At 46.7% G+C, this 21,785-nt stretch carries 23 protein-coding genes and 1 other RNA gene; 11 read left to right on the top strand and 13 right to left on the bottom strand.

Annotated features, from left to right (window positions below; genetic code table 11):
* Positions 1 to 88: 88 nt before the first annotated feature.
* From FH974_RS12650 to FH974_RS12665, 4 genes are read right to left on the bottom strand one after another with little or no spacing between them, the layout of a single operon-like run.
* Positions 89 to 532, bottom strand: coding sequence for a prepilin-type N-terminal cleavage/methylation domain-containing protein (locus tag FH974_RS12650; RefSeq protein ID WP_207103320.1), 444 nt, complete (start codon positions 530 to 532; stop codon positions 89 to 91).
* Positions 522 to 1,823, bottom strand: a complete 1,302-nt coding sequence (locus tag FH974_RS12655; RefSeq protein WP_047886547.1) for a pilus assembly FimT family protein — start codon at positions 1,821 to 1,823, stop codon at positions 522 to 524. The genes FH974_RS12650 and FH974_RS12655 overlap by 11 nt, the downstream gene beginning before the upstream one ends.
* An 11-nt stretch (positions 1,824 to 1,834) precedes the next feature.
* A complete protein-coding gene (locus FH974_RS12660) occupies positions 1,835 to 2,488 on the bottom strand; it encodes a PilW family protein (RefSeq protein ID WP_047886546.1) in 654 nt (217 codons plus the stop codon).
* Complete coding sequence (locus tag FH974_RS12665; protein ID WP_107193813.1) at positions 2,479 to 3,027, bottom strand: pilus assembly FimT family protein; 549 nt, start codon at positions 3,025 to 3,027, stop codon at positions 2,479 to 2,481. Before FH974_RS12665 ends, FH974_RS12660 begins: the two co-directional genes overlap by 10 nt.
* Positions 3,028 to 3,126: 99 nt before the next feature.
* Between FH974_RS12665 and FH974_RS12670 the strand changes: the two genes are divergently transcribed.
* On the top strand, positions 3,127 to 3,573 hold the full coding sequence (locus tag FH974_RS12670) for a type IV pilin protein (protein WP_084712651.1): 447 nt from the start codon (positions 3,127 to 3,129) through the stop codon (positions 3,571 to 3,573).
* 160 nt (positions 3,574 to 3,733) lie between these two features.
* On the opposite strand, the gene dnaJ is transcribed toward FH974_RS12670, so the two are convergent.
* The 3 genes from dnaJ to grpE form a co-directional block, all read right to left on the bottom strand.
* Positions 3,734 to 4,876 (bottom strand): molecular chaperone DnaJ, encoded by a 1,143-nt coding sequence (gene dnaJ, locus FH974_RS12675; protein ID WP_047886544.1) that lies wholly within the window; start codon positions 4,874 to 4,876, stop codon positions 3,734 to 3,736.
* Between the two features lie 88 nt (positions 4,877 to 4,964).
* Positions 4,965 to 6,884, bottom strand: a complete 1,920-nt coding sequence (gene dnaK, locus FH974_RS12680) for a molecular chaperone DnaK (protein WP_047886626.1) — start codon at positions 6,882 to 6,884, stop codon at positions 4,965 to 4,967.
* A 208-nt stretch (positions 6,885 to 7,092) separates the two neighbouring features.
* Entirely contained in the window at positions 7,093 to 7,725 is a 633-nt protein-coding gene (gene grpE / locus FH974_RS12685; RefSeq protein ID WP_047886543.1) for a nucleotide exchange factor GrpE, read from the bottom strand.
* Positions 7,726 to 7,906: 181 nt separating this feature from the next.
* On the opposite strand from grpE, the gene nadK reads away from it, so the two are divergent.
* From nadK to bamE, 3 genes are all read left to right on the top strand, one after another.
* Complete coding sequence (gene nadK / locus FH974_RS12690; RefSeq protein WP_242551893.1) at positions 7,907 to 8,797, top strand: NAD(+) kinase; 891 nt, start codon at positions 7,907 to 7,909, stop codon at positions 8,795 to 8,797.
* Between the two features lie 173 nt (positions 8,798 to 8,970).
* The gene (gene recN / locus FH974_RS12695; RefSeq protein WP_047886541.1) at positions 8,971 to 10,638 is read left to right on the top strand and encodes a DNA repair protein RecN; all 1,668 of its coding nucleotides are present in this window, start codon (positions 8,971 to 8,973) and stop codon (positions 10,636 to 10,638) included.
* 139 nt (positions 10,639 to 10,777) lie between these two features.
* A complete protein-coding gene (gene bamE, locus FH974_RS12700; RefSeq protein ID WP_047886540.1) occupies positions 10,778 to 11,134 on the top strand; it encodes an outer membrane protein assembly factor BamE in 357 nt (118 codons plus the stop codon).
* An 86-nt stretch (positions 11,135 to 11,220) separates the two neighbouring features.
* Here bamE and FH974_RS12705 read toward each other — a convergent pair whose 3' ends face one another.
* Both FH974_RS12705 and FH974_RS12710 read right to left on the bottom strand, forming a co-directional pair.
* Positions 11,221 to 11,568, bottom strand: a complete 348-nt coding sequence (locus tag FH974_RS12705) for an RnfH family protein (RefSeq protein ID WP_047886539.1) — start codon at positions 11,566 to 11,568, stop codon at positions 11,221 to 11,223.
* Complete coding sequence (locus FH974_RS12710) at positions 11,558 to 11,992, bottom strand: SRPBCC family protein (protein ID WP_047886538.1); 435 nt, start codon at positions 11,990 to 11,992, stop codon at positions 11,558 to 11,560. The genes FH974_RS12705 and FH974_RS12710 overlap by 11 nt, the downstream gene beginning before the upstream one ends.
* Before the next feature lie 213 nt (positions 11,993 to 12,205).
* Here FH974_RS12710 and smpB point away from each other — a divergent pair, with 213 nt between their 5' ends.
* The 5 genes from smpB (at position 12,206) to FH974_RS12735 (ending at position 15,614) form a co-directional block, all read left to right on the top strand.
* Positions 12,206 to 12,688, top strand: coding sequence for an SsrA-binding protein SmpB (gene smpB / locus FH974_RS12715; protein WP_047886537.1), 483 nt, complete (start codon positions 12,206 to 12,208; stop codon positions 12,686 to 12,688).
* 119 nt (positions 12,689 to 12,807) lie between these two features.
* Positions 12,808 to 13,175, top strand: a transfer-messenger RNA (tmRNA) gene (gene ssrA / locus FH974_RS12720).
* 192 nt (positions 13,176 to 13,367) lie between these two features.
* Entirely contained in the window at positions 13,368 to 14,591 is a 1,224-nt protein-coding gene (locus FH974_RS12725; protein ID WP_207103321.1) for an integrase domain-containing protein, read from the top strand.
* 148 nt (positions 14,592 to 14,739) lie between these two features.
* On the top strand, positions 14,740 to 15,093 hold the full coding sequence (locus tag FH974_RS12730; protein ID WP_207103322.1) for a helix-turn-helix domain-containing protein: 354 nt from the start codon (positions 14,740 to 14,742) through the stop codon (positions 15,091 to 15,093).
* A 2-nt stretch (positions 15,094 to 15,095) separates the two neighbouring features.
* A complete protein-coding gene (locus FH974_RS12735; RefSeq protein WP_207103323.1) occupies positions 15,096 to 15,614 on the top strand; it encodes an ImmA/IrrE family metallo-endopeptidase in 519 nt (172 codons plus the stop codon).
* A gap of 484 nt (positions 15,615 to 16,098) precedes the next feature.
* On the opposite strand, the gene FH974_RS12740 is transcribed toward FH974_RS12735, so the two are convergent.
* Positions 16,099 to 16,869 carry a hypothetical protein gene (locus FH974_RS12740; protein WP_207103324.1) on the bottom strand — a complete coding sequence of 257 codons (771 nt, stop codon included), beginning with the start codon at positions 16,867 to 16,869 and terminating at the stop codon, positions 16,099 to 16,101.
* A complete protein-coding gene (locus FH974_RS26440; protein WP_422894358.1) occupies positions 16,869 to 17,126 on the bottom strand; it encodes a helix-turn-helix transcriptional regulator in 258 nt (85 codons plus the stop codon). Before FH974_RS26440 ends, FH974_RS12740 begins: the two co-directional genes overlap by 1 nt.
* A 210-nt stretch (positions 17,127 to 17,336) precedes the next feature.
* Here FH974_RS26440 and FH974_RS12750 point away from each other — a divergent pair, with 210 nt between their 5' ends.
* Positions 17,337 to 17,801, top strand: a complete 465-nt coding sequence (locus FH974_RS12750) for a hypothetical protein (protein ID WP_207103326.1) — start codon at positions 17,337 to 17,339, stop codon at positions 17,799 to 17,801.
* A 323-nt stretch (positions 17,802 to 18,124) separates the two neighbouring features.
* Here the strand turns inward: FH974_RS12750 and FH974_RS12755 are convergent, their stop codons facing one another.
* Entirely contained in the window at positions 18,125 to 19,258 is a 1,134-nt protein-coding gene (locus tag FH974_RS12755; RefSeq protein ID WP_047886536.1) for an HNH endonuclease, read from the bottom strand.
* A 256-nt stretch (positions 19,259 to 19,514) separates the two neighbouring features.
* Positions 19,515 to 20,408, bottom strand: a complete 894-nt coding sequence (locus tag FH974_RS12760; protein ID WP_047886535.1) for a LysR family transcriptional regulator — start codon at positions 20,406 to 20,408, stop codon at positions 19,515 to 19,517.
* 195 nt (positions 20,409 to 20,603) lie between these two features.
* Here FH974_RS12760 and FH974_RS12765 point away from each other — a divergent pair, with 195 nt between their 5' ends.
* Positions 20,604 to 21,764 (top strand): MFS transporter, encoded by a 1,161-nt coding sequence (locus FH974_RS12765; protein WP_169776051.1) that lies wholly within the window; start codon positions 20,604 to 20,606, stop codon positions 21,762 to 21,764.
* Positions 21,765 to 21,785 lie beyond the last annotated feature (21 nt).

Below are 21,785 nucleotides of genomic sequence, written 5' to 3' on the forward strand. Positions count from 1 at the left end.
ATACAACGGCCATTTCGTTCTACGAAAATGCGATAACAACAACCGTATTTACCATCATTTCTACAGCTAGGGCCGATTGCCAAGGGCTCTACATCAGCAATGGGCTGTAGGCAGAATATCCGCCAACAAGTGACATACTGCCATTTTGGCCTTCACGATCCACCCAGTTAACCGTTACCTTCAGTTTCTTGAACAGGATATTGCCAGAGGCATCCGTTTTTGCCGCCCCAACCACTGCGACGCTACCGGTCATGGGTGAAAAGTCAATTTTACAAGACTCCAGATTCGACAACGTCAGCGAGGTCACAGTACCGTTGCAACTGACATTGGCTCCAACATTCTGCCACAGCATGAGTTGCTGCTCTGCTTTACGCACGGCCTGATACTGTAAATCGGTTTGTTCACTTTTCAGCTCGACATAGGACTGCAGTTTCAAAATGGCAACCAGCGAAAAAGAGATCACCAGCACTGACACCAGCACCTCTACCAAACTGAAGCCTCGCGATGGCTTAATCTGCAAATTAGAAGTCATGCCAACTCCCTTTCAAAATAACAGGCTTCTTACCAAAGGGGCTCTCAGAGTAATCGACTTTACCTTTAGAATAACCCGGCTGGAAAGCCCCAAACACATGAGAAATACGATCTGGTGAGTCTAAATTGAATGCTCCACGCGTTATGAAACTGCCGCGAAAATAAAAAGGCACATTAGCTAAATCAGTGCCCGGCAAATACACCCCAAGACCAGAATCACTCCAGGCAGCCAGCAGTTGTTCATTTGTCATGCTGATATCAAATAAATAGAGATTCCCATGAAAATAGATATTGGCTGAGGAGTACAACAAACCATCTTTAATAACAACCGTCACGGCATCTTCCGCACTGGCAACTTGCGGATACGTTACTCCTTCCAAGTCACAGGTGCCTTCAATCCATATGTAACGCTGTTTCTCTTTCAATGGCTTAGATTTATTTGTATCAATGATATTTTGAATTTTAGTTCCACAATTTTGTACTTTTTTAAACTCGACTGTTTTTTTAACGTCACCGACGGTTATCTCTTTGCTCAGGGTATCTCCGGTAATTTTCACTTGAAATTTATCCACCACCTCAGCCCAACGCTCCCTCGGCACCGCAAAGTTTTCGTCAAAGAGATCAAGCTCTAATATATCTTGCTGAATATCATTCTTATATTCTTCAGGTTTTTTAGGAGAAACCGTTTTATGTGATTCATTACAACTAATTTCCATCCCATCTATTTTTTTTCTGTGCCCATTCTGATCATGGGGATCACGCACAACTAAATCGGCACCATTAAGCAGGTGAAGTTTCCCGCCGGTTCTAATCGAACTGCAGTCATATCCCGCACCATTTTTCGCACCTTCATAAGGATCTATTGTTTGAGAAACGTTGAAAGCGATACTGCCAGATGAAGAAAAAGCGGCCGTTGGTCCATTCGAACCTGATGCCATAATATAGAGAGACGATACGGCTTCACCATTTGTTACCGCATCTTTCGATACTGACGTTAATTTATATTTTCCTGATGCAGGAATATGATTAAAACTTATCGTGCCATCATGACAACTAGTGAAATCATGAGAGGCCGTCACATCTTTGGAGGTAACAATAATTTCTGCCGCACATTGTAATGCCGTATTTGACTTCGCTTTTAATTCTTTAGAGACAATCACATTTTGGGCTTTTTTCAAGTTGAATCCCTGTACGGCTAATACACTAAATGCATACAAAGCCATAACTATGGCTATTACCATAGTGATCATCAATGTTGAAAAGCCATGCGCTTTCTGCCGGATTCTATTCATGACTCAATGTCCTATGGCGCTATATTCGGTAGAGTGACATTCACACTTCGCTGCTCAGTCATGGTGCCAAGCGTTCCCTGAATGGTAATGGTTAAATTTTCGATACTTGCCGATGAACCCGGTTTTACAGAGGGTAACTTTGTTCGTAAAAAGTCTAATTGCGTTACCGTTACCATCGGATTGTTGTAATCCTGCCAATGAGAACTGCTACAAGACCAATTAGTTAGCCCACTATAGTTTTTATAAATTTCGAATTCTTTCTTGCCGTCTTTATTACTGTCATTCCAGCGATAACCTCGGGCATCGTTATCCCTGACACTGACCACACCCGGGCTAGAATCCTCATTGTAGGCAAACACAATACAAGTACCACTCGAAGCAGTTGCAGACCCATCAAGTAGAAGGCTCGATTTTGCGCCCGAAACATCATTCAGAATAAAGTTATTCGAAGACGTACAGTCTCCGCAGTATCCTGCACGGCGGATATCATCCGCCATCATGAGTAAAATCCCGTCTAATTCTGATTTCAAAGACGCATGCTTTAATTGATTATTACTGGTCGATAAGCCAAACGAATAAGATGAAGTAATGACACTTAACGCAATCAATCCAAGAAAGGTAGAGATCAGTAATTCAATTAATGTAAATCCCTTCATTATACGCATAAAGATTTACCACCATGTGTTAAGCTAGAACAAGGAAATATAAAGCCTACATCCGTTATCCTTACGCCTGATACAAAATTGGGGTCACTGGTACTGTTTACCAGTACTCTTCGGCTATTTGTTGATTTTCCTGTTGTGGGATTAAAGGCGACTAATATTCCTTCAGAGAGATTAACAACACCCCCACCAGCATTAACCGTTTTTATATTGTAATGATGACTATTATCGAATATAAAACGAGGATAATCCGATGAGGCTAATTCACAGCTATCACTGTCTCCTTGCTTTCTCATGCCTATACAGTGATTATTATTCGAGTCAATTTCATAAAATAACTCAACAGAAACGTTTCTCTTTACTGCTTCTGTTTTAGCCAATCTAACAAATTCAAATAATTGTTCGGCTTCGCTATTTACCTTGCTGTGATTAACCATGGTATTAAAATTTGGAACCGAAAAGGTAGCTATTATTCCAATTATACTGATGCTGAGTATGAGTTCTAAAAGCGTTATACCTTGATTCATCTTCCAATATTTCATAAAAACCACTAAAACTGAAATAGATTACTTGAAAGCAATCTATCACAGGGTTTAATTTTGAGCATATCCACAAAATTTGTTTTCGTCGCGGTTAAAAAAATGAGTGAAATGAAAAGGTGTTTTTTTCAGAAAGGTTTGACCTTGATTGAATTACTGATCGTCGTCAGCATCATCAGTATTATTAGTGCCATTGCCGTCCCAGCTTACAACAACCACGTCGAGTCAGCGCGACGAGTCGAAGCGCGTTCAAGTCTGATGGAACTGCATTTATGGGCGGAACAATATTTCACTCTCAACAGAAGCTATCCCAGTTCTGGTAACTTAAGTGCGGGATCGCCATCCTGCAGCGCCTGTACACTCTCCACGCACTATACATTTTCGATTACTAATTCCGGGGCGGGGCAAGACCGGTTTGTGATTACAGCTGCACCCAAATCAACCGGGGCACAAAAAAATGACAGTTGTAAAAAGCTGACCATCAATGCTGCTGGTATTAAGAAAGGCTATGGTTCTGGGGGGGCTAACAACTCGGATTGCTGGTCATGACAAGTGAAAAGTAAAAAGTGAGTAACCAGATCTATTTACTGTCATAGGCGTATAGCTCTTGCAGTATGCGCTACCATAAATAAGCGTTAACCATATACGGTTCACAAGCAACAAAAAAGCCAGCATTTGCTGGCTTTTGTATTTTATCAGGGCTTATGAATTACCCGGTCAAATCATCAAAAAACTTCTTCACGCCGTCGAAGAAACCTTCTGATTTTGGCTTATGCTTTTTCGCGGCTGAGCCACCCAGGGTCTCTTCCAGCTCCTGCAGCAGTTCTTTCTGGCGTGTACTCAGATTCACCGGTGTTTCAACAACCAGCTTACAGATCAGATCACCCACTGCGCCACCGCGTACCGATTTCACACCTTTACCACGCATGCGGAACATGCGCCCGGTTTGGGTCTCTGCCGGTACTTTCAGTTTCACACGGCCATCCAGCGTCGGGACTTCCACCTCGCCGCCCAGTGCCGCCATCGTAAAGCTGACTGGTACTTCGCAGTACAGGTTGTTGCCGTCACGCTCGAAAATGTGGTGCTGCGCCACGTGAACCTGAACGTACAGATCCCCGGCTGGTGCACCAAATTCTCCGGCCTCACCTTCACCGGTCAGACGAATACGGTCACCCGTATCCACACCGGCAGGGATTTTAACTGACAGTGTCTTGGTTTCTTCTTTGCGACCCTGACCATGACAAGTACCACACGGCTCTTTAATGATCTTACCGCGGCCATGACAATGCGGACAGGTTTGCTGTACTGCAAAGAAGCCCTGACGCATCTGTACCTGGCCTGAGCCATGACAGGTACCACAAGTGGTTGCAGAGGTACCTTTTTTCGCACCGCTACCGTCACAGGTATCACAGTGAACCAGTGTCGGAACACGAATTTCTTTGGTACAACCGCGAACAGCTTCTTCGAGTGTCAGCTCCATGTTGTAGCGCAGATCGGCGCCGCGCTGCGCACGTTGCTGACCACCCCGACGGCCACCGCCACCGAAGATATCGCCAAACACATCACCGAAAATATCACCGAAATCAGCACCGCCGCCGAAACCGCCACCACCAAAGCCACCGCCCTGTTCAAAGGCTGCGTGACCGTACTGATCGTACGCGGCGCGCTTCTGAGGATCCGTCAGGATTTCATACGCGTGCTTTACTTCTTTGAATTTTTCCGCTGCCTGTTCATCCCCCTGATTACGGTCAGGGTGGAATTTCATGGCAAGACGCTTGTACGCCTTTTTAATGTCACGTTCTGAAGCATCACGAGCAACGCCCAGAACCTCGTAAAAATCTCTTTTTGACATAAGGATTTGTCACCTGCCTTAATACAGCTACGGGCGTAAGAGTAGCCTCCAACGCCCGTGCTCAAAATAAGATTAAGCGTTAGCTCTCTTATTTCTTGTCATCTTTGACTTCTTCAAACTCAGCATCAACAACGTTGTCGTCTTGCTTCGCTTGCTGCTCGCCAGCACCGCCTTGGGCTTGCTGAGCTTGAGCTTGCTGCTGGGCAATTTCCATCAGCTTCTGAGAGGCTGCGATCAGTGCTTGTACTTTCGCATCGATTTCCGCTTTGTCTTCGCCTTTACGTGCTGTTTCCAGCTCGTTTACAGCCGCTTCAATCTTCTCTTTCTCATCAGCTGGCAGTGCATCACCCGCTTCTTCGATTTGCTTACGAGTACCGTGAACCAGCTGGTCAGCTTGGTTACGTGCAGCCGCTAACTCTTCGAACTTTTTGTCCGCTTCTTTGTTAGCTTCTGCTTCCTGAACCATTTTCTCGATCTCTTCCTCGCTCAGACCGCCTGAAGCCTGGATAGTGATCTTCTGCTCTTTACCCGTTTGCTTGTCTTTCGCAGACACGTGCAGGATACCGTCCGCATCCAGGTCGAATGTTACTTCGATCTGAGGCATACCGCGTGGAGCAGGCTGGATGCCTTCCAGGTTGAACTGACCAAGCGACTTGTTGAAGTGCGCTTGCTTACGCTCACCCTGCAGAACGTGGATAGTTACTGCGTTCTGGTTATCTTCTGCTGTCGAGAACACCTGGTTCGCCTTAGTAGGGATTGTGGTGTTTTTCTCAATCAGCTTAGTCATCACACCGCCCATGGTTTCGATACCCAGAGACAGTGGAGTTACATCCAGCAGCAGTACGTCTTTTACTTCACCAGCTAGTACGCCACCCTGAACCGCAGCACCGATAGCAACAGCTTCATCAGGGTTCACGTCTTTACGTGCTTCTTTGCCGAAGAACTCAGCCACTTTCGCCTGAACCATAGGCATACGAGTCTGACCACCCACCAGGATAACGTCAGTGATGTCGCCTACAGACAGATCAGCATCAGCCAGTGCTACTTTCAGCGGCTCAAGAGAACGCTGTACCAGATCTTCAACCAGAGACTCAAGCTTCGCACGAGTCACTTTGATGTTCATGTGCTTAGGACCTGTTGCATCTGCAGTGATGTAAGGTAGGTTCACATCAGTTTGCTGTGCAGATGACAGTTCGATTTTCGCTTTCTCTGCGGCTTCTTTCAGACGCTGCATCGCCAACGGATCGTTCTTCAGGTTGATACCTTGCTCTTTGTTGAACTCGTCAACCAGATAGTTGATCATGCGGTTGTCGAAGTCTTCACCACCCAGGTGTGTGTCACCGTTGGTTGCCAGAACTTCGAAGGTTTTCTCGCCTTCAACTTCATCGATTTCGATGATAGAGATATCAAATGTACCACCACCCAGGTCGTAAACCGCGATAGTGCGGTCGCCGCCTTTCTTGTCCAGACCGTAAGCCAGAGCAGCTGCAGTTGGTTCGTTGATGATACGTTTAACTTCCAGACCTGCGATACGGCCAGCATCTTTTGTTGCCTGACGCTGTGCATCGTTAAAGTAAGCAGGAACGGTGATTACTGCGCCAGTTACTTCCTCACCCAGGAAGTCTTCAGCAGTTTTCTTCATTTTTTTCAGAACTTCAGCAGATACCTGAGGCGCTGCCATTTTCTGGCCTTTCGCTTCTACCCATGCATCGCCGTTGTCAGCCTTAACAATTTTGAAAGGCATGATTTCGATGTCGCGCTGAACTTCTTCGTCTTCAAAACGACGGCCGATCAGACGCTTGATCGCAAACAGTGTGTTTTCAGGGTTAGTCACCGCCTGACGTTTAGCAGGCTGACCAACCAGAGTTTCACCGTCTTGGGTGTAAGCGATAACAGATGCCGTTGTGCGCTCACCCTCAGCATTTTCAATTACACGTGGCTTGTCACCATCAAGTACTGCTACACAAGAGTTGGTTGTACCCAAGTCAATACCAATGATTTTACCCATCAGGCTTTCTCCGAAATTCATTTAGCTTATTTGCCAATAAACCGTTCTTGGTTATTGGCAACGCGGAAGCGTCCGCAGAAATTGGTTTACGATGTCGTATGACTACTAGATAAGGGCAGCCATTCGCTTTTCAAGGGTGACATCGAAAAAAAATTCAAAAAAATAAAAGCCCGCCTGAAAAGCGGGCTTGGTTGGCAACTCTGCCCGCTTACGCCTGAGTATCGACGTTACCGGATGCCGCTTTAGATACCATGACCATCGCCGGACGTACCACACGGCCGTTCAGCTCATAGCCCTTCTGCATCACCAGCATCACAGTGTTTGGCTCGTGCTCAGCGCTTTCCTGAATCGACATCGCCTGATGGAATTCAGGGTTGAACGCTTCACCAACCGGGTTGATAGCAACCAGACCAAATTTCGCGACAGTGTCGGTCATGGTCTTCAGCGTCAGCTCAACGCCTTCCAGCATTGGCTTGATCGCTTCATCAGTCTTGTCGGCCATCTCAATGGCACGTTCCATATTGTCGATAACCGGCAGTAGTTCGCCCGCAAAACGCTCCAGCGCAAATTTACGTGCTTTATCGATTTCCTGCTCAGTACGGCGACGCATATTTTCTACGTCAGCGCGAGCACGCAGAACGCTGTCCTGCTGCTCTCTCACTCGAGCTTCGCTTGTCAGCAACGCCGCTTCCAGCTCAGCAATACGTGCTGCTTGCTGTTCTTCCAGCGTCATTTCCACAACGTCGGCTTCAGCATTGTCTGTTGATTCAGTCTCAACCGTTTCAACTGTCTCGTCTTGCTTCAGCTGCTCGTCCTGTACTTTTTTCTCTTCGTTGCTCATGCTTTCGCTTCTCCGCCAAGATCATGGTGTTCATTCAGAGGATGATATCGTCCACATCATCCTAAAATCTACGTATGCGCATATTATGGGGATGAAGTTCAATGATTCAAGCCGATATCGCTCACAAAGCGCGACAAGTCGACAATCCAAACGCTATACTGGCTGTCTATTAATTTGTTGGATCATGAACATGACACGCGTATTCAGCACTATTGCGATTATTGGCAAACCCCGCAACCCGGACGCCCTGCAGACTCATATGAGCCTGTATAGCTGGCTGACCGAACGGGGATACGACGTCATGGTTGAACACCGACTTGCGAACGATCTGGACTTACCCGCTAATGTGTTCAGTGACTTGCTGACGATCGGCGATAAAGCTGACCTTGCCATTGTGGTTGGCGGTGACGGTAACATGCTGGGTGCGGCACGGGTGCTTTCCCGCTTTGATATTACGGTGATTGGTGTAAACCGCGGCAGCCTCGGCTTTCTGACAGATCTGGATCCCGATGCCTTCGAGGAAGAGTTACAGCTGGTATTGCACGGTGAATACGTGGTCGAAAAACGGTTTCTGCTGGAAGCGGAAGTCCACCGGCACGGCATGATAAAAAGCCGGAATGCGGCACTCAACGAAGCCGTGCTTCACCCGGATAAAATCGCGCACATGATTGAGTTTGAAGTGTATATCGATGACCGCTTCGCTTTCTCTCAGCGCTCGGACGGGCTGATTATCTCCACCCCAACCGGCTCCACCGCGTACTCACTGTCTGGTGGCGGACCAATCCTATCTTCTGAGCTGAATGCCATTTCGCTGGTTCCAATGTTCCCGCACACGCTGTCGTGTCGCCCGTTGGTGGTTGACGGTAACAGCCGAATCAAACTGCTTGTCTCACCGGAAAACGGCAGCACGCTGGAAGTCAGCTGCGACGGTCAGGTTTCCCTGCCAGTCAGCCCAGGCGATGAAATCCACATTTATCAGAGCCCGGAAACCCTAAAGCTGATCCACCCGAAAAATTACAGTTATTACGAGGTGCTGCGCGGCAAACTGGGGTGGTCAAGCCGGCTGTTTTAACGCCATCTTCCCCCATCAAGCCAGCCTATAAAGCTGGCTTTTTTATTCTCCTTTATCAGCATGTTATCTCCCTCCCAAATCACCTGCTAAAAATTTCTCAACAGTACTTTACTGTATGTAGATACAGTATATACTGTATGAAAAAACAGGTGTTGATTTAAACAGGTGAACACATGCTGGCTCATATGACGATCTCAAACTTTGCAATTGTCAAAAACCTTGAATTTGAACTGAAACCGGGAATGACCACCATTACCGGTGAAACCGGTGCCGGTAAGTCGATTGCTATCGATGCCCTTGGCCTTTGCCTGGGCGATCGAGCCGAAGCCAGCATGGTCCGCCCCCATGAGGATAAAGCCGAAATCTCGGCTGCCTTTTCACTGCTGAATAACCAAGCTGCACGTCGCTGGCTGGAAGACAATGATCTGATTGATGGCGACGAGTGCATTCTGCGTCGTGTAATCACCAAAGAAGGTCGCTCCCGGGGTTTTATTAACGGTAGCCCGGTGCCAGCCTCGCAGCAAAAAGCACTGGGACAGTTGCTGATCAATATTCATGGCCAGCACGCTCATCAGCAGCTTATGCGGGCCGACTACCAGCAGCAGATGCTAGATCAGTACGCCGGCCACCATCAGTTGATGGAAAAAACCCGCGATAGCTACCAGCGCTGGCGCCTCGCCAGTAACGAGCTGAAACGTTTGACCCAGAGCCGCGAAGAAAACGAAGCTCAGAAACAACTGATTCAGTACCAGGTAAAAGAGCTGGATGAGCTGGCACTGGGTGAAGAGGAATACGCGGAAATCGAAGATGATCACAAACGTTTGTCGAACTGTGGCGAGCTGGCTGTGTCCAGTCAGATGGCTCTTTCCATGCTGTACGACAACGATGATGGCAACGCATTGCAGTTGCTGCAAATGGCCAGCCAGCAAGTGATTAATCTGGGGGATATCGACAGCAGCCTGAGTGCCATTCCGCAGATGCTGGAAGACGCCATTATTCAGGTACAGGAAGCCAGCCAAGAGCTACGCGGTTATCTGGATAACTTGGATATGGATCCGCAGCGCCTGATTTATCTGGAAGAGCGCTTGGCAAAGATTATGTCACTGTCACGCAAACATTATGTGATGCCAAACGAGCTGTATAACAAGCACCAGGATCTACTGAAAGAGCTTGAAATGTTGGATTGCAGTGACGAACGCTTGGAAGATATGGCCGAGCAAGTCGAACTACTGCGCCAGAAGTTTTTAGCCTGGGCGGAAAAACTGAGCAAGAGCCGCCGCCGCTACGCCAAAGAGCTCGATAAAAAGATCTCTGACAGCATGCATCAGCTGAGCATGGAGAACGGCATCTTTAAAATCGACATCCAGAGCGATGCCACCAGTCTGCTCAGCCCGCTGGGATTCGACACCATTACGTTTTTGGTTTCCACCAACCCGGGACAACCATTACAGCCGCTGGGCAAAGTAGCCTCTGGGGGTGAACTGTCGCGTATTTCCCTGGCTATCCAGGTGATCACCGCGCAGAAAGTCGAGACTCCGAGCCTGATCTTCGATGAGGTAGACGTAGGTATCAGTGGCCCGACGGCCGCCATCGTCGGTAAAATGCTGCGCACTCTGGGCGAATCAACCCAAGTCATGTGTGTCACGCATTTACCTCAGGTCGCCGGTTGTGGCCACCAGCAAATGTTCGTTGCCAAAAAATCAAGCAACGGGCAGACCGAAACCAACATGTATCCGCTTTCGGCGGAAGAACGTGTCGGCGAGCTGGCACGCCTGTTAGGTGGCAGTGAAATTACCGAACGTACCCTGGCAAATGCAAAAGAGCTGCTGTTTGCTGCGTAATTAGAATAAACTTAACCGTTGATGCAACTAATTGGTTGTACAGGGGTCTCAATTAGCGTTTTTTTCTTAACCGCTTTTTTACTTCTGCCAACGGGTTGTTTATTATCGCTGCAGAATAAAGCTAATTTGCCGGGATGCTATGAGTTGGAAAAACCTTGCTGCCGTGACACTGGCAGTCAGCCTGCTGGGCGGCTGCTCCGTCGTCGAACGGCTGGTGTACCGCATCGATATTAACCAGGGCAACTACCTGGAACAAAAAGATATCGATACGCTTCGGTACGGAATGAATAAAGAGCAGGTACAGTACGTACTGGGATCACCGATGCTGGTTGAACCGGAATACCCGAATACCTGGTATTACGTGTACTATCACAAGCCAGGTCATGATCCGGTACAGCAGAAAAACCTGATTCTGAAGTTTAACGATCAAAATCAGCTGGTGAGTTTAGATGGGGACTACCAACGAGGCCCTAACTTCACCAGTCAGATTAACTAAGTAGTGATCCTCCGATCGCAAAAAGCTCGCCACTGGCGAGCTTTTTTATATCCATAGTTCCGTTCGGACAGTCAAAAAACAAAGCCTTAATTCGCTTTTTTCTCTTCTGCCTTCTCCGCTTCTTTGGCCGCAAGAGCTTCCTGTTTCGCTTGCTCTGCCCGCTTACGGCGGATGTCTTTCGGATCGGCTAACAGTGGGCGGTAGATTTCAATGCGATCACCGTCATGAACGGTTGCATCCAACTTCACGTTGCGGCTGAAAATTCCCACTTTATTTTTTTTCAGGTCGATTTCCGGATACAACTCCAGGACACCAGACTGTTCGATAATCTGCTGCACTTGCATATCCGGTGTTACCGCTACGCGAATCACCTTCTGCACATGAGGCAGTGCATAGACCACCTCCACATGGATCAGCTTTTCATCAGAAGCCATACACTTCTCTCGCTCGCTGAGTAAACGCACTTATCATGTTACCGGTCAGCTCTTTAAAAACCTTACCAAACGCCGCTTCAACCAGCGCATTGGTAAATTCAAAGTCGAGCTTCAGCTCTACCTTACAGGCATCGGCATCCAGTTCAATAAAATGCCAGCCGCCCACTAAGCGCCGGAACGGGCCATCCACCAGCTGCATGTCAATCTTGCTACCTGCTGTCAGCGCATTTCGGGTAACAAACGTCTTCTTAATCCCGGCTTTCGACACATCGACGGCTGCCATCATATGCAGCTCAGAGCTTTCAATGATCTTCGTGCCGGAACATCCCGGAAGAAACGCCGGATACGATTCAACATCATTCACAAGTTCAAACATCTGCTTCGCACTGAATGGTACCAGTGCAGAGCGGCTAATCTGAGGCATAGCTTCTCCTTTACCCAACGAACGCGCCGCTTCACATTTCAGTTATCAGGCACACTCGCCAAACCTATGAGAAGGGCTGGCACAATGATACCATCACTGGGCTAACAGCCAAAATCAGCGTAATGCTCACTCTTCAAACTTTTGATTTTGTGGCGTTACACTTTCGACCAGCGGGCAAATTCACGCTGGGACTACAGAGATTTAAGAGAAACTATGGCAAAGAAAAAACCAAGCAAGCCGGGCAGCAATACCATTGCGAAAAACAAAACTGCCCGTTTTGAATTTGCGATTCAGGATGAATACGAAGCCGGTGTCGAGCTTCAGGGCTGGGAAGTGAAAGCTATTCGCTCCGGTAAAGTCAACATTTCAGAAAGTTACGTATTCCTGCGTAATGGCGAAGCCTTTATTTCAGGCACTCAAATCACACCGCTGAATGCTGCATCTACTCACGTGGTTGCTGACCCGAACCGTACCCGTAAGCTGCTGCTAAGCCGCCGCGAGCTTGATAAACTGGCGGGTGCTGTGAACCGTGACGGTGAAACCATCGTAGCCCTGAGCATGTACTGGAAAGGTTCCTGGGTTAAACTAAAGATAGGTACCGCGAAAGGTAAGAAACTGCACGATAAGCGTGCTGATAAGAAAGATCGTGACTGGCAGCGCGACAAAGCGCGCATTATGAAGCACAGTAACCGTTAATCTTTCAGGGCTTTACTGATACCTGCCAGCTAAGTGATGGATTTTTCTCCACAAACACAGAGCGGGCAGTGAATTGTGTTGACGGTGATAGTAAATCTGTTACCATCAATCATAACTCTGGGGCTGATTTAGGATTCGACAGGATCACGACGGCTTGTGGAGCATGCCGAGGTGCGGTTTGCCTCGTTAAAAAGCCGCAAAAAAATAGTCGCAAACGACGAAAACTACGCACTAGCAGCTTAATACCCTGCTTAGAGCCTACCCTCCCTAGCCTTAGCTCGTAGGACGGGGATCAAGGGTAGTCAAACCCAAACGAGATCGCGTGGATGATTTGACCTGGGATCTGAAGCGTTAAACCTGATTCAGGTGTGTCTTTGTGTGGCGTGTCTTTCCGCAGCACACTGACGAGATTAAAGACAGACTAAGCATGTAGCGCCATTAGTTAGACTGGTTTTGGACGCGGGTTCAACTCCCGCCAGCTCCACCAAACGTTTGGGAAAGGCCACCTTCGGGTGGCCTTTTTTATACCTAAAACATCTTCAAATACAGCTATTTATTGCATACCACCTTCTCATTCCCTCTCATCACATCTCACCGCCTCTCACATTTTTGTTACCCAATTTATTACCCTATACTCGAACTCAACATTTCTTTGGGTATCAAAAACGGAGAGAGCATCATGGCAAGACTGGCAGTTCCACTCAATGACAAGCAAGTCAAAAACGCAAAGCCCAAACCAAGTGAGTATGTACTCTCTGATGGCAATGGATTACAACTACGAGTAATGCCCAATGGCACAAAATCTTGGCGTTGGGTATATAAAAGTCCATCAACGAAGAAGCAATCTCGAATTTCTCTCGGAACCTATCCTTCACTGTCCATAGCAAATGCCCGTAAATTATGCAGAGAGAATAAAGAGCTAACATCACAAGGCATTGATCCCAAAGAATTCAAACAAAAAGAACATGATGAGCACTTGGCACTCAATGAAAACACGCTTTTCAACGTAAGTCTGAAATGGTTTGAAAAGAAGAAAACAGAGGTCACTGAAGACTACGCACAAGATGTATGGCGTTCTCTTCAGCTTCACGTGTTTCCCGATCTGGCGAATCAGCCAATATCAACGCTTACCGCACAACAAGTTATCCAAGTTCTGAAAGTTGTTGAGGCTAAAGGCTCCTCAGAAACAGTTCGTCGATTGTGCCAGCGATTGAACGAGATACAAACTTACGCCGTTAACAGTGGCATTGCAGATACAAACCCGCTATCTGGCATAAAAGCAGCGTTCTACAAACCTCAAAAACAGCATATGAAAGCACTGACACCAGAAGAACTTCCGGAACTAATGAGTGCTATCGCCAATGCAAGCATCAAACGCACAACTCGTTGTTTAATTGAATTTCAACTCCACACTATGACAAGACCGAATGAGGCAGCAGGTGCTAGGTGGGAAGAATTCGACTTTGATAACAATGTTTGGACAATCCCCGCCTCTCGAATGAAGAAAAGAAGAGAGCATCGCATCCCACTCTCTGAAGAGGTGATTAGACTGCTGAAAACAATGCAACCTTACTCGGGGAAACGAGACTACGTGTTTCCTGCCGACAGAGATCCAATTAAGCCAACAAACAGTCAAACAGCTAACGCTGCGCTCAAGCGGATGGGGTTTGCAGGTCGTTTGGTCTCGCACGGCCTTCGTTCAATTGCTAGTACCACTCTGAACCAAGAGGGGCACGATCCTGACATTATTGAAGCTGCACTAGCACATGTTGGGGATAATGAAGTCAGAAGGGCTTACAACCGCACCGATTACCTCGAAAGAAGACGGGAAATGATGGATTGGTGGAGTCAACATATAGTCAGATGTTCTCAGTCCTACAGTTGTTGGGCTCAAGTGGGATGACATCATTTTTCGGTAAACCTGAACAACCAAAAAAAGATATTTGCAGTTAACCTTTTTTTGGTTTATCTTAATTATGCATGGTGAGGTGAAAGGTCACTATTGTTTAATCTAGGTACAAATAGTACAGACAAAACATGGTGGGTGGGTTATGAAAGCAACTGCTTTTGGAAAGTGCTTAAGGAAGATAAGAATTGAACAAGAAATCCTGTTGAAGGATATGGCATCAGTGCTAGATGTTAGTTCAGCTTATCTATCTTCCCTTGAGCTTGGAAAGAAATCTATTTCAGACGCAATTGTTACAAAGATTTGCTCGTCTTTTAACTTAAACTCTAAACAAATTAATCAGTTAAAAGACTCTGTTGCTCTATCTCAACCTTCAGTAAAGATTGATTTAGTTGGGAAATCGAACGATGAGCGTGAAATGGTAATGTCATTTGCAAGACGTTATGAGTCTCTCTCTGAGTCTGAGCGAAAAAAAGTTATGAAAATGCTGGGAGACTAAATATGACGTTCAAGCGTAAGCTAGGACACAAAGTTAAGCCAATGAGCTCAAAGGCTATTGAGGGGATAGCGCAGTTAACTCGTGACGCCCTTCAATTGTCTAGCCCAAAAGTTAAAATTTGCCATTTGCTTGAAGCTCTTCAGGAAATGGAAGCACTAACGCTTGAAGTTGTAGATGATCATGAACTTGGAGATGAGGAAGCGAGGGCGTTTCCAGACAAAGATCATATCCAAGTAAAGAACTCAGTATACGAAGCTGCATGTGATGGATGTGGGCACAGTGCATTTACATTAGCACACGAGCTCGGCCATCTAATGCTTCACAAAAACTGCAAACCAAGCTTCGCTAGAGGTACACACAAAATCTACGAAGACAGCGAATGGCAAGCAGACACTTTCGCCTCAGAGTTCTTGATGGATTCTCGGATGATTAAAAACGATGCGACTATTGAACAGCTAGTAGACATGTTTGGAGTTACTCCACATGCTGCACAAGTGAAGTTGTCAAAGCTTAAGAAATAATTGCTCTCTATTCGCCAAAATAGAGAGCAATTCAAACCAGATGGGGATACCAAGAGGCTCCATCACCTAGCGTACTTTTGTTTCAGCAAATGTAGATTAGCACCTACATACATGAGACGCAAGGTTCAAATCCGCTCTTGTGTAAGGAGGTGACTATGAATGACTCTAAAGAAAATCACTAATAAAGAAGCACCTAAAGGTTTCCGCTGGATTTTTTGCCGCTATCGAAAAGTTAGAGGGAATTCTCAAAAAGTGCTTGATGCTCATGAATATGGGTATGAATCTTGGGCGTTTCTCGTGAGATGCTAACTAAAAAGGGGTCTATAACGACCCCTTTATTTTACTACTGTCTAGCGATATTCAGTGAAGTGGAGATAATGATTAGTGTTATTTTAGTAACTACAGTACCACAGAGCCTTCAATGCTTAAGGTGCTGGTAACTATACTATATACACAACCACACATATTAAGCTCGGACTCCACTTCATTTCCAATCTCTCTCTCCATAACTAAACAGCACTCTCCTTCTCCCAACCTTGTGCATTAAGCAAAGTGATTGGCAGAATAACCTATTATCAAGTCGCTTCTTCTTTGTTCCCATCACCTTAAAATACCACCTGTAATAGTCATGCACGCTATTAGATACCAATTTATAGATATAGCCGACTTGGGTGAACGGTTTCCTCAATTTCTGAACCTTAAGAGGTCTAGCTGTTCTGCCTTCTTTGATGTGATTCGGTTGCAACTTTGCCAGCTTTTTCCTCAGCAGTTTCGTAGCTTTTCTATTTCGTTTAGTGTTCCGGATCAGTAGATGAAAATGAGGTAGCCAAAGACCACACTGGACGTGGAAATCCGACTCAAAACATCCAAGGATCGGCTTATCAAACCCTGATCTGTCCAACAACCTCCGCAATCTATCCTTTGCTTGCTTCACATCGAAGTTTTCAAGTTCAGAATTTGGAAATGCACGAGAGTAATCGATTATTGTCATAACAGACCATCGCCTCCCTTCTCGGCGGATGTTCGCAACTATCTCGTCAACCTTTTGGACTCGAAATCGCCAATTACAGAGCTTACAAGCAAGGCTATTGCACTGCTTTAGTCCTTCCGCGCAATCATAGAGAATGTCTGCCAATGCATGATTCTCCGAGCCACCAACCTTTCGCAATATAGCAACCCGAGCAAAGTTCTCTTCAATCGCTGTCTGAACAGTCTCTGTCCTCTTCATTTCAGCAAGTGACTGATATTTAGCCATCAGCTGAACACCTTATTCAGTAGCTTATCGTGTTTTCTATTGATTCCAGTCGACGGTTTTCTTGTGTTCATCCACTCAAATATATCAATGTCTCTCCAAGCTACTCTGTTATCTGTCAGATCATGGGAGTTGGGAAACACTCCTTTGTCCATCTGCCTGTAAATAGTTGCTTCAGAAAGACTTGTAAGATGTTTAACTTCGGCAATATCTAGGTATCGATAATTAATCATGAGTTTCGCTCCTTTTTGTGAACTCATGGCCGAATTACTTTTCTCACTACGCAAAATCGGAGTTATCTCTACAGTTCTCAATGGAATTTGTGAGGCTCACAATCTTTTTAATAAATACAAATAGATAAATTCAACAAAGTTGTGAGGCTCACTAAACTCTGTGAGCCTCACTCAATACGTTTTGCATAAAAATAGATAGAATCGCTCACGACGAGATTTTAAAGGAGCGGTTCCGTTATGGGGTTAGATGAGAATCTAAGGCAACAAAGGGTTGCTGAGAGAAGGAAAGAATCAGGATTCAAAACCAAGAAATATCATCTGTTTGAGCGTGATCTGAGGCGTCTAGATAGGCTAGCGAAGAAAATGGGATATGACATATCGAAACCACTTTCAAACGAGGAGTACTCATCAATCATCAGAACATGTATTGCGGAGAGATATGAAAAGGTCTTCCCAGGCAAAACAGTGAACGTTCCGGACACTCAAATAGGACAGAGAGAATATGAGCTCAAGCAGATCATCTCCTATCGCGCAAAACTCGGAGAGAATGATGACAAGATTGCGGCTTTCTTAGACAAAAATGGGTACAAAATCCCTGTAGATACCAAAATAAAGGCTGACGAATCAGTGCAACAAGGTTGGACAAGTGAGCTGGTAGCTCGAATGAAACCGAAGAAAATGAGAGGTGCGCCAAAGAATTGAGCATTCCTTAATATTACCCAATTATTTACCCAACGCCTGAATCCAAAATCAATAAAAGCTTTTTATAACAAGTGGTTATGAACTTAGTTCAGCTGACGCCAGCCACCAAACGTTTGGAAAGGCGATAACCTTCGGGTTATCGCCTTTTTGTTTTTTATACATTCAACGTTATGCGCCATGCCAAACTTTGCATTTATCAATGGCCTCATCATCCAAAGTTCCAACTCCAGCTTAACGCTGATAGGCCTTCAAGTGCCTCTCACTTCATTAATTAAATGCTTAAATAGAACGTTTTAGTCTGAAACAAGAGTGGCTCTAATTCCTCAAAAACCCCGAAAAATTTCCATCCGGTGGTGTGATAGGAAAGGCTTGTGCTCACGATGCAGGTTCACCGCCATGTCATCTCGAATCCCTAATACTTCTGGATCTTCCAACTGGCGGGCAATCATCACTTTGCCGCTATCTTGAAATGAGATGAAACCCAAATCGAAGGCTTTGTCGATATTCGCGAGCAACAACAAGCCATTATAGGGATTCAGACGCTCGCGGTTGTTAGCATCGCGCCAAGGCTTAATGTGAGAAGCCACTAACATCTGAGTTTCCGAATATCCGGTGACCGCACAATGGCCATGCCAATAGCGGATCAATTGCTCTCGAAAATGCCCCTGACCTAAGCGGGTACTCACCAAAATCGATTTCTCGGTTGCAGAAAGAGCGTTGTCTTCAAGGATATCTTCGACGTCTTGCTTTAAATCGACTTGAGCGATATCAGCTAAAAACCGCGAGTAAGCATTGAGCGCCGCGCTGTACATGCCATTTCCGTTGGTGTTGCGAATTTTAAACTCATCCAACTGTCTGGTTCGCTCAACGAGCGCATGAAATTGTTGATAAGAGCGAATTTTTGTCAAAGGCTGCAGCTCTATGAGCTGTTTCTCAGCCATCCACCGAGGAATTGAACTTTGCAATGCTTGCAAATAGTTTTTTGCCGTTTTTTCTGACTTCCCCAACCCGATTAGCCAATTTGAGAACAAATCAGATAGATTGCTCAGGTTGTTGGTCAACGCATCTTTTAAATCGGTAGCCGCGATTGGGCTACGCATGTAATCAAATAGCTCATCATCAAGCCGCACATGTGAAACCGTCTTGGCCGAGAAACGTTTGACCGAATATGAGTCAACACCTGGGTGGTAAACCAAATGCCAAAAACCCTCAGTTTTTAAGTGATAAAATGGGTTTTCTGGTGTATTTCGGTCATTGGCTTGGCGCATCTGGGCAAAACATTCGCTAAAACTCGCTTTCAACAAGTCATCAAATACAATCCGATTTTGCGTGATAATACCTTCATCAATCAGCTTCATCACTGCCAGCAGCATACAAACCTTATGCGGGCTATTACGGCCATTAATGCTATTGGTATTAAGATTTTGAAACTTATCGATATAGTATTGAAGATACATAGGCTTAGCTGAAGGTTAAACGCGGTGACTCGCACGGCTGATAATAAACAAAATGAATAATAAACCCATCGCACAACAAGTTCGATAACCATTTATTTTAAAAGTATTTTATCACTCAAAAACTGTGACCATCCTACACTTATTCGCCTTACTACACGCCCTTTAAAGGGCTTATACCCAAATATGCGCACTCCATAACAAGCTATCGAAAATTAGTAACCCAACAGCAGTTTGTTTATCTAGATAATCGCATACGTTAAACCAGCCACTCATGCTGGCCCAGAAAATCCAAAAAGGTCCGTACTCTTCGGGGAACATGTTTTCGGCTGCTGTAGGCGGCGAACAGTTCAAGGTCGGCAGGGCTGGCGTCTAATGCAATGCACTTCAGGCTTCCGTTTTCCAATTCTGCCCGGCAGGCCACTTCAGCCAGAATTGCCAACCCCATTCCTTTAAGTGCGGCCGCTTTAGCCATTGCGCCACTGTTCACCTTAAAACGGGATGGCACGTGGCAGGTCACTTCTTTCCCTACTTGCTTGAAAATCCAAGGTTTACCGCAAATAGCGCTCAGGCTGGTGATACAAGGGTAGTCTTTCAACTCACTGATAGTCGCCGGAGGGGTGTGCTTAGCCATCCATCCGGGTGAAGCCACCACAACGCTGGGCCAACTTGCTACTTTTCTCGCAACCCAACCGCTGTCTTTAAGCTGGCCGCGGTTAAAGCTGAGCACTAAATCAAAGCTGTCCAACGAAGAAAGATCTGGCTGTAAGCGGGTATCGCAGGAAATCGCAATGTTCGGATGCAAACAGGCGAAGTGAGTGACCACCTCGGCCAAATCCGGAAGATCCGGCATGAGTAAGCGCAAGTTGCCACGCAAGGCGCGGGCATGGTTCCCCGACTCTTCCAGCGCGCTATCGAGGGCTGCAAAAAGCGGATAGGTTGACTCATATAACTGCTGCCCTTGTTCGGTAATGCTGACCCTACGGGTCGTGCGTTCAAACAAGCGAATCGACAAGCTCTCTTCCAGTTGCGCGATATGGCGGCTGATATTGGATGAGGGTAAGCCCAGGTAATCCGCCGCTTTGTTAAAGCTGCCAAACTTGCACACCTGGTAAAAACTGCGAAGCCACAGGTGATCAATCCGCTCAAGCACATCATTCTCCTTGAAAGTCAGTGGTGGAAAGTCAGTCGGCTTTTATCCCATCATGCGGGATAAACTAGCCCATTATTTCGTATTTATTGCCAAATATGGAATAGATAGCATAACGCCAACATTCACCAAACTGAATCACACTTAATGGACACACACCTGACACCCACTTCATACACGCGTTATGGATTACCTCTTGTGGCTTTCTTCATTCACTTTTTAGTCGCACTGGATGGATTGATGTCCGTCCCGCTCAGCGCGATGATGACGGCGGCCAGCCACACTCCGGTATCACAGGCTGGATACCTGACCTCGAGCTACACCCTTGCTGCTGCGATCACTTGCTTGCTCATTCGTTCACGTACATCCAATCGGTTCATCGTCATGCTTTACCTTATCGGCCTGGCCGCAAGTACGGTGGCTGTCACGGCAACCTCTGACTTTGCCTTCATGCTGGCAGCGCGAGTGGCTGCCGGTGTATTTGGTGGGGCATTAACGGTGCTGAATGTGGAACATTTGCTCGCCTGTACCCATCCCAGCCAAAAGAAAAAGTTCACCGCATACATCATGAGTACCTACCCGCTCGCGCTGACCGTTGGCATACCGGTTTTATTGCTGTTCGCCGGGAAGACTGACTGGCAAAGCGCCTTTTGGATGGTTGGCGGACTACTGGTCATCGCTTTGCTTGGTTTTGGCTTACTCCCCCTTTCTTCTTTTACAAGCATTGCAAACACAGCAAACGCATGCCCCCCACCGGCAGCTGGCAGCCAATCTCATACGGTGGACGAAGGTATGAACCGACCACTGATAGCGGGAATCGCTACGATTATTCTGGCGGTATTTAGCACCTTCCTGCTTTCCTTACAGTTTCCGGTGATGCTGCTTGAGCGACTGGCCATCAGCGAAGCGCAATTGAGTCTGAGCTACCTGCTTGGCGGGAGCGGCTGTTTTGTAGCGATGCAATGGTATGGCCGTCACCACCCGAAACAATCCCTTCGATTGATCACCGCACTCTCCGGCGGGATGGTTATCACTGCACTGGCGGGCTTCAGCCTCCAATGGAGCTTGCTGGCCGTGTTCTGCTTTGCCGGTTTTATGGTTGTCAGTGCCACCCGAACTTTGGTTCTGGTGACGGAAATCATCAGTTCGGTCAGCGACAGCATACGGGTCAGGGTGCTTGGGATGCAAAATGCCCTGCAGCATTTTGCGGTGGGGAGTGCGGGTGCCATCAGTAGCATGCTGATTATTCCCGCCGAGGCCGGTTCGCCCGGTTACACGCCTTTGCTGGTGTTTGCCATCTTGTGCATCGGGATCACACCCGTTATGTGGCGCATGACACTGCGGCTTTCTCGGGCGTGATAACGCACCGACATATCCGTG

It is taken from the genome of Photobacterium ganghwense (genome assembly GCF_017329545.1).
Lineage (GTDB): Bacteria > Pseudomonadota > Gammaproteobacteria > Enterobacterales > Vibrionaceae > Photobacterium > Photobacterium ganghwense.

Coding starts and splice junctions, on each gene's coding strand:
- FH974_RS26440 (WP_422894358.1), bottom strand. CDS start 17,126: ATGAGTTCACAAAAAGGAGCGAAACTCATGATTAATTATCGATACCTA.
- FH974_RS12655 (WP_047886547.1), bottom strand. CDS start 1,823: ATGAATAGAATCCGGCAGAAAGCGCATGGCTTTTCAACATTGATGATC.
- FH974_RS12705 (WP_047886539.1), bottom strand. CDS start 11,568: ATGGCTTCTGATGAAAAGCTGATCCATGTGGAGGTGGTCTATGCACTG.
- FH974_RS12730 (WP_207103322.1), top strand. CDS start 14,740: ATGAAAGCAACTGCTTTTGGAAAGTGCTTAAGGAAGATAAGAATTGAA.
- FH974_RS12710 (WP_047886538.1), bottom strand. CDS start 11,992: ATGCCTCAGATTAGCCGCTCTGCACTGGTACCATTCAGTGCGAAGCAG.
- FH974_RS12735 (WP_207103323.1), top strand. CDS start 15,096: ATGACGTTCAAGCGTAAGCTAGGACACAAAGTTAAGCCAATGAGCTCA.
- dnaK (WP_047886626.1), bottom strand. CDS start 6,884: ATGGGTAAAATCATTGGTATTGACTTGGGTACAACCAACTCTTGTGTA.
- FH974_RS12755 (WP_047886536.1), bottom strand. CDS start 19,258: ATGTATCTTCAATACTATATCGATAAGTTTCAAAATCTTAATACCAAT.
- recN (WP_047886541.1), top strand. CDS start 8,971: ATGCTGGCTCATATGACGATCTCAAACTTTGCAATTGTCAAAAACCTT.
- FH974_RS12650 (WP_207103320.1), bottom strand. CDS start 532: ATGACTTCTAATTTGCAGATTAAGCCATCGCGAGGCTTCAGTTTGGTA.
- FH974_RS12670 (WP_084712651.1), top strand. CDS start 3,127: ATGAGTGAAATGAAAAGGTGTTTTTTTCAGAAAGGTTTGACCTTGATT.
- grpE (WP_047886543.1), bottom strand. CDS start 7,725: ATGAGCAACGAAGAGAAAAAAGTACAGGACGAGCAGCTGAAGCAAGAC.
- FH974_RS12750 (WP_207103326.1), top strand. CDS start 17,337: ATGGGGTTAGATGAGAATCTAAGGCAACAAAGGGTTGCTGAGAGAAGG.
- bamE (WP_047886540.1), top strand. CDS start 10,778: ATGAGTTGGAAAAACCTTGCTGCCGTGACACTGGCAGTCAGCCTGCTG.
- FH974_RS12740 (WP_207103324.1), bottom strand. CDS start 16,869: ATGGCTAAATATCAGTCACTTGCTGAAATGAAGAGGACAGAGACTGTT.
- FH974_RS12660 (WP_047886546.1), bottom strand. CDS start 2,488: ATGCGTATAATGAAGGGATTTACATTAATTGAATTACTGATCTCTACC.
- dnaJ (WP_047886544.1), bottom strand. CDS start 4,876: ATGTCAAAAAGAGATTTTTACGAGGTTCTGGGCGTTGCTCGTGATGCT.
- FH974_RS12725 (WP_207103321.1), top strand. CDS start 13,368: ATGGCAAGACTGGCAGTTCCACTCAATGACAAGCAAGTCAAAAACGCA.
- FH974_RS12665 (WP_107193813.1), bottom strand. CDS start 3,027: ATGAAATATTGGAAGATGAATCAAGGTATAACGCTTTTAGAACTCATA.
- smpB (WP_047886537.1), top strand. CDS start 12,206: ATGGCAAAGAAAAAACCAAGCAAGCCGGGCAGCAATACCATTGCGAAA.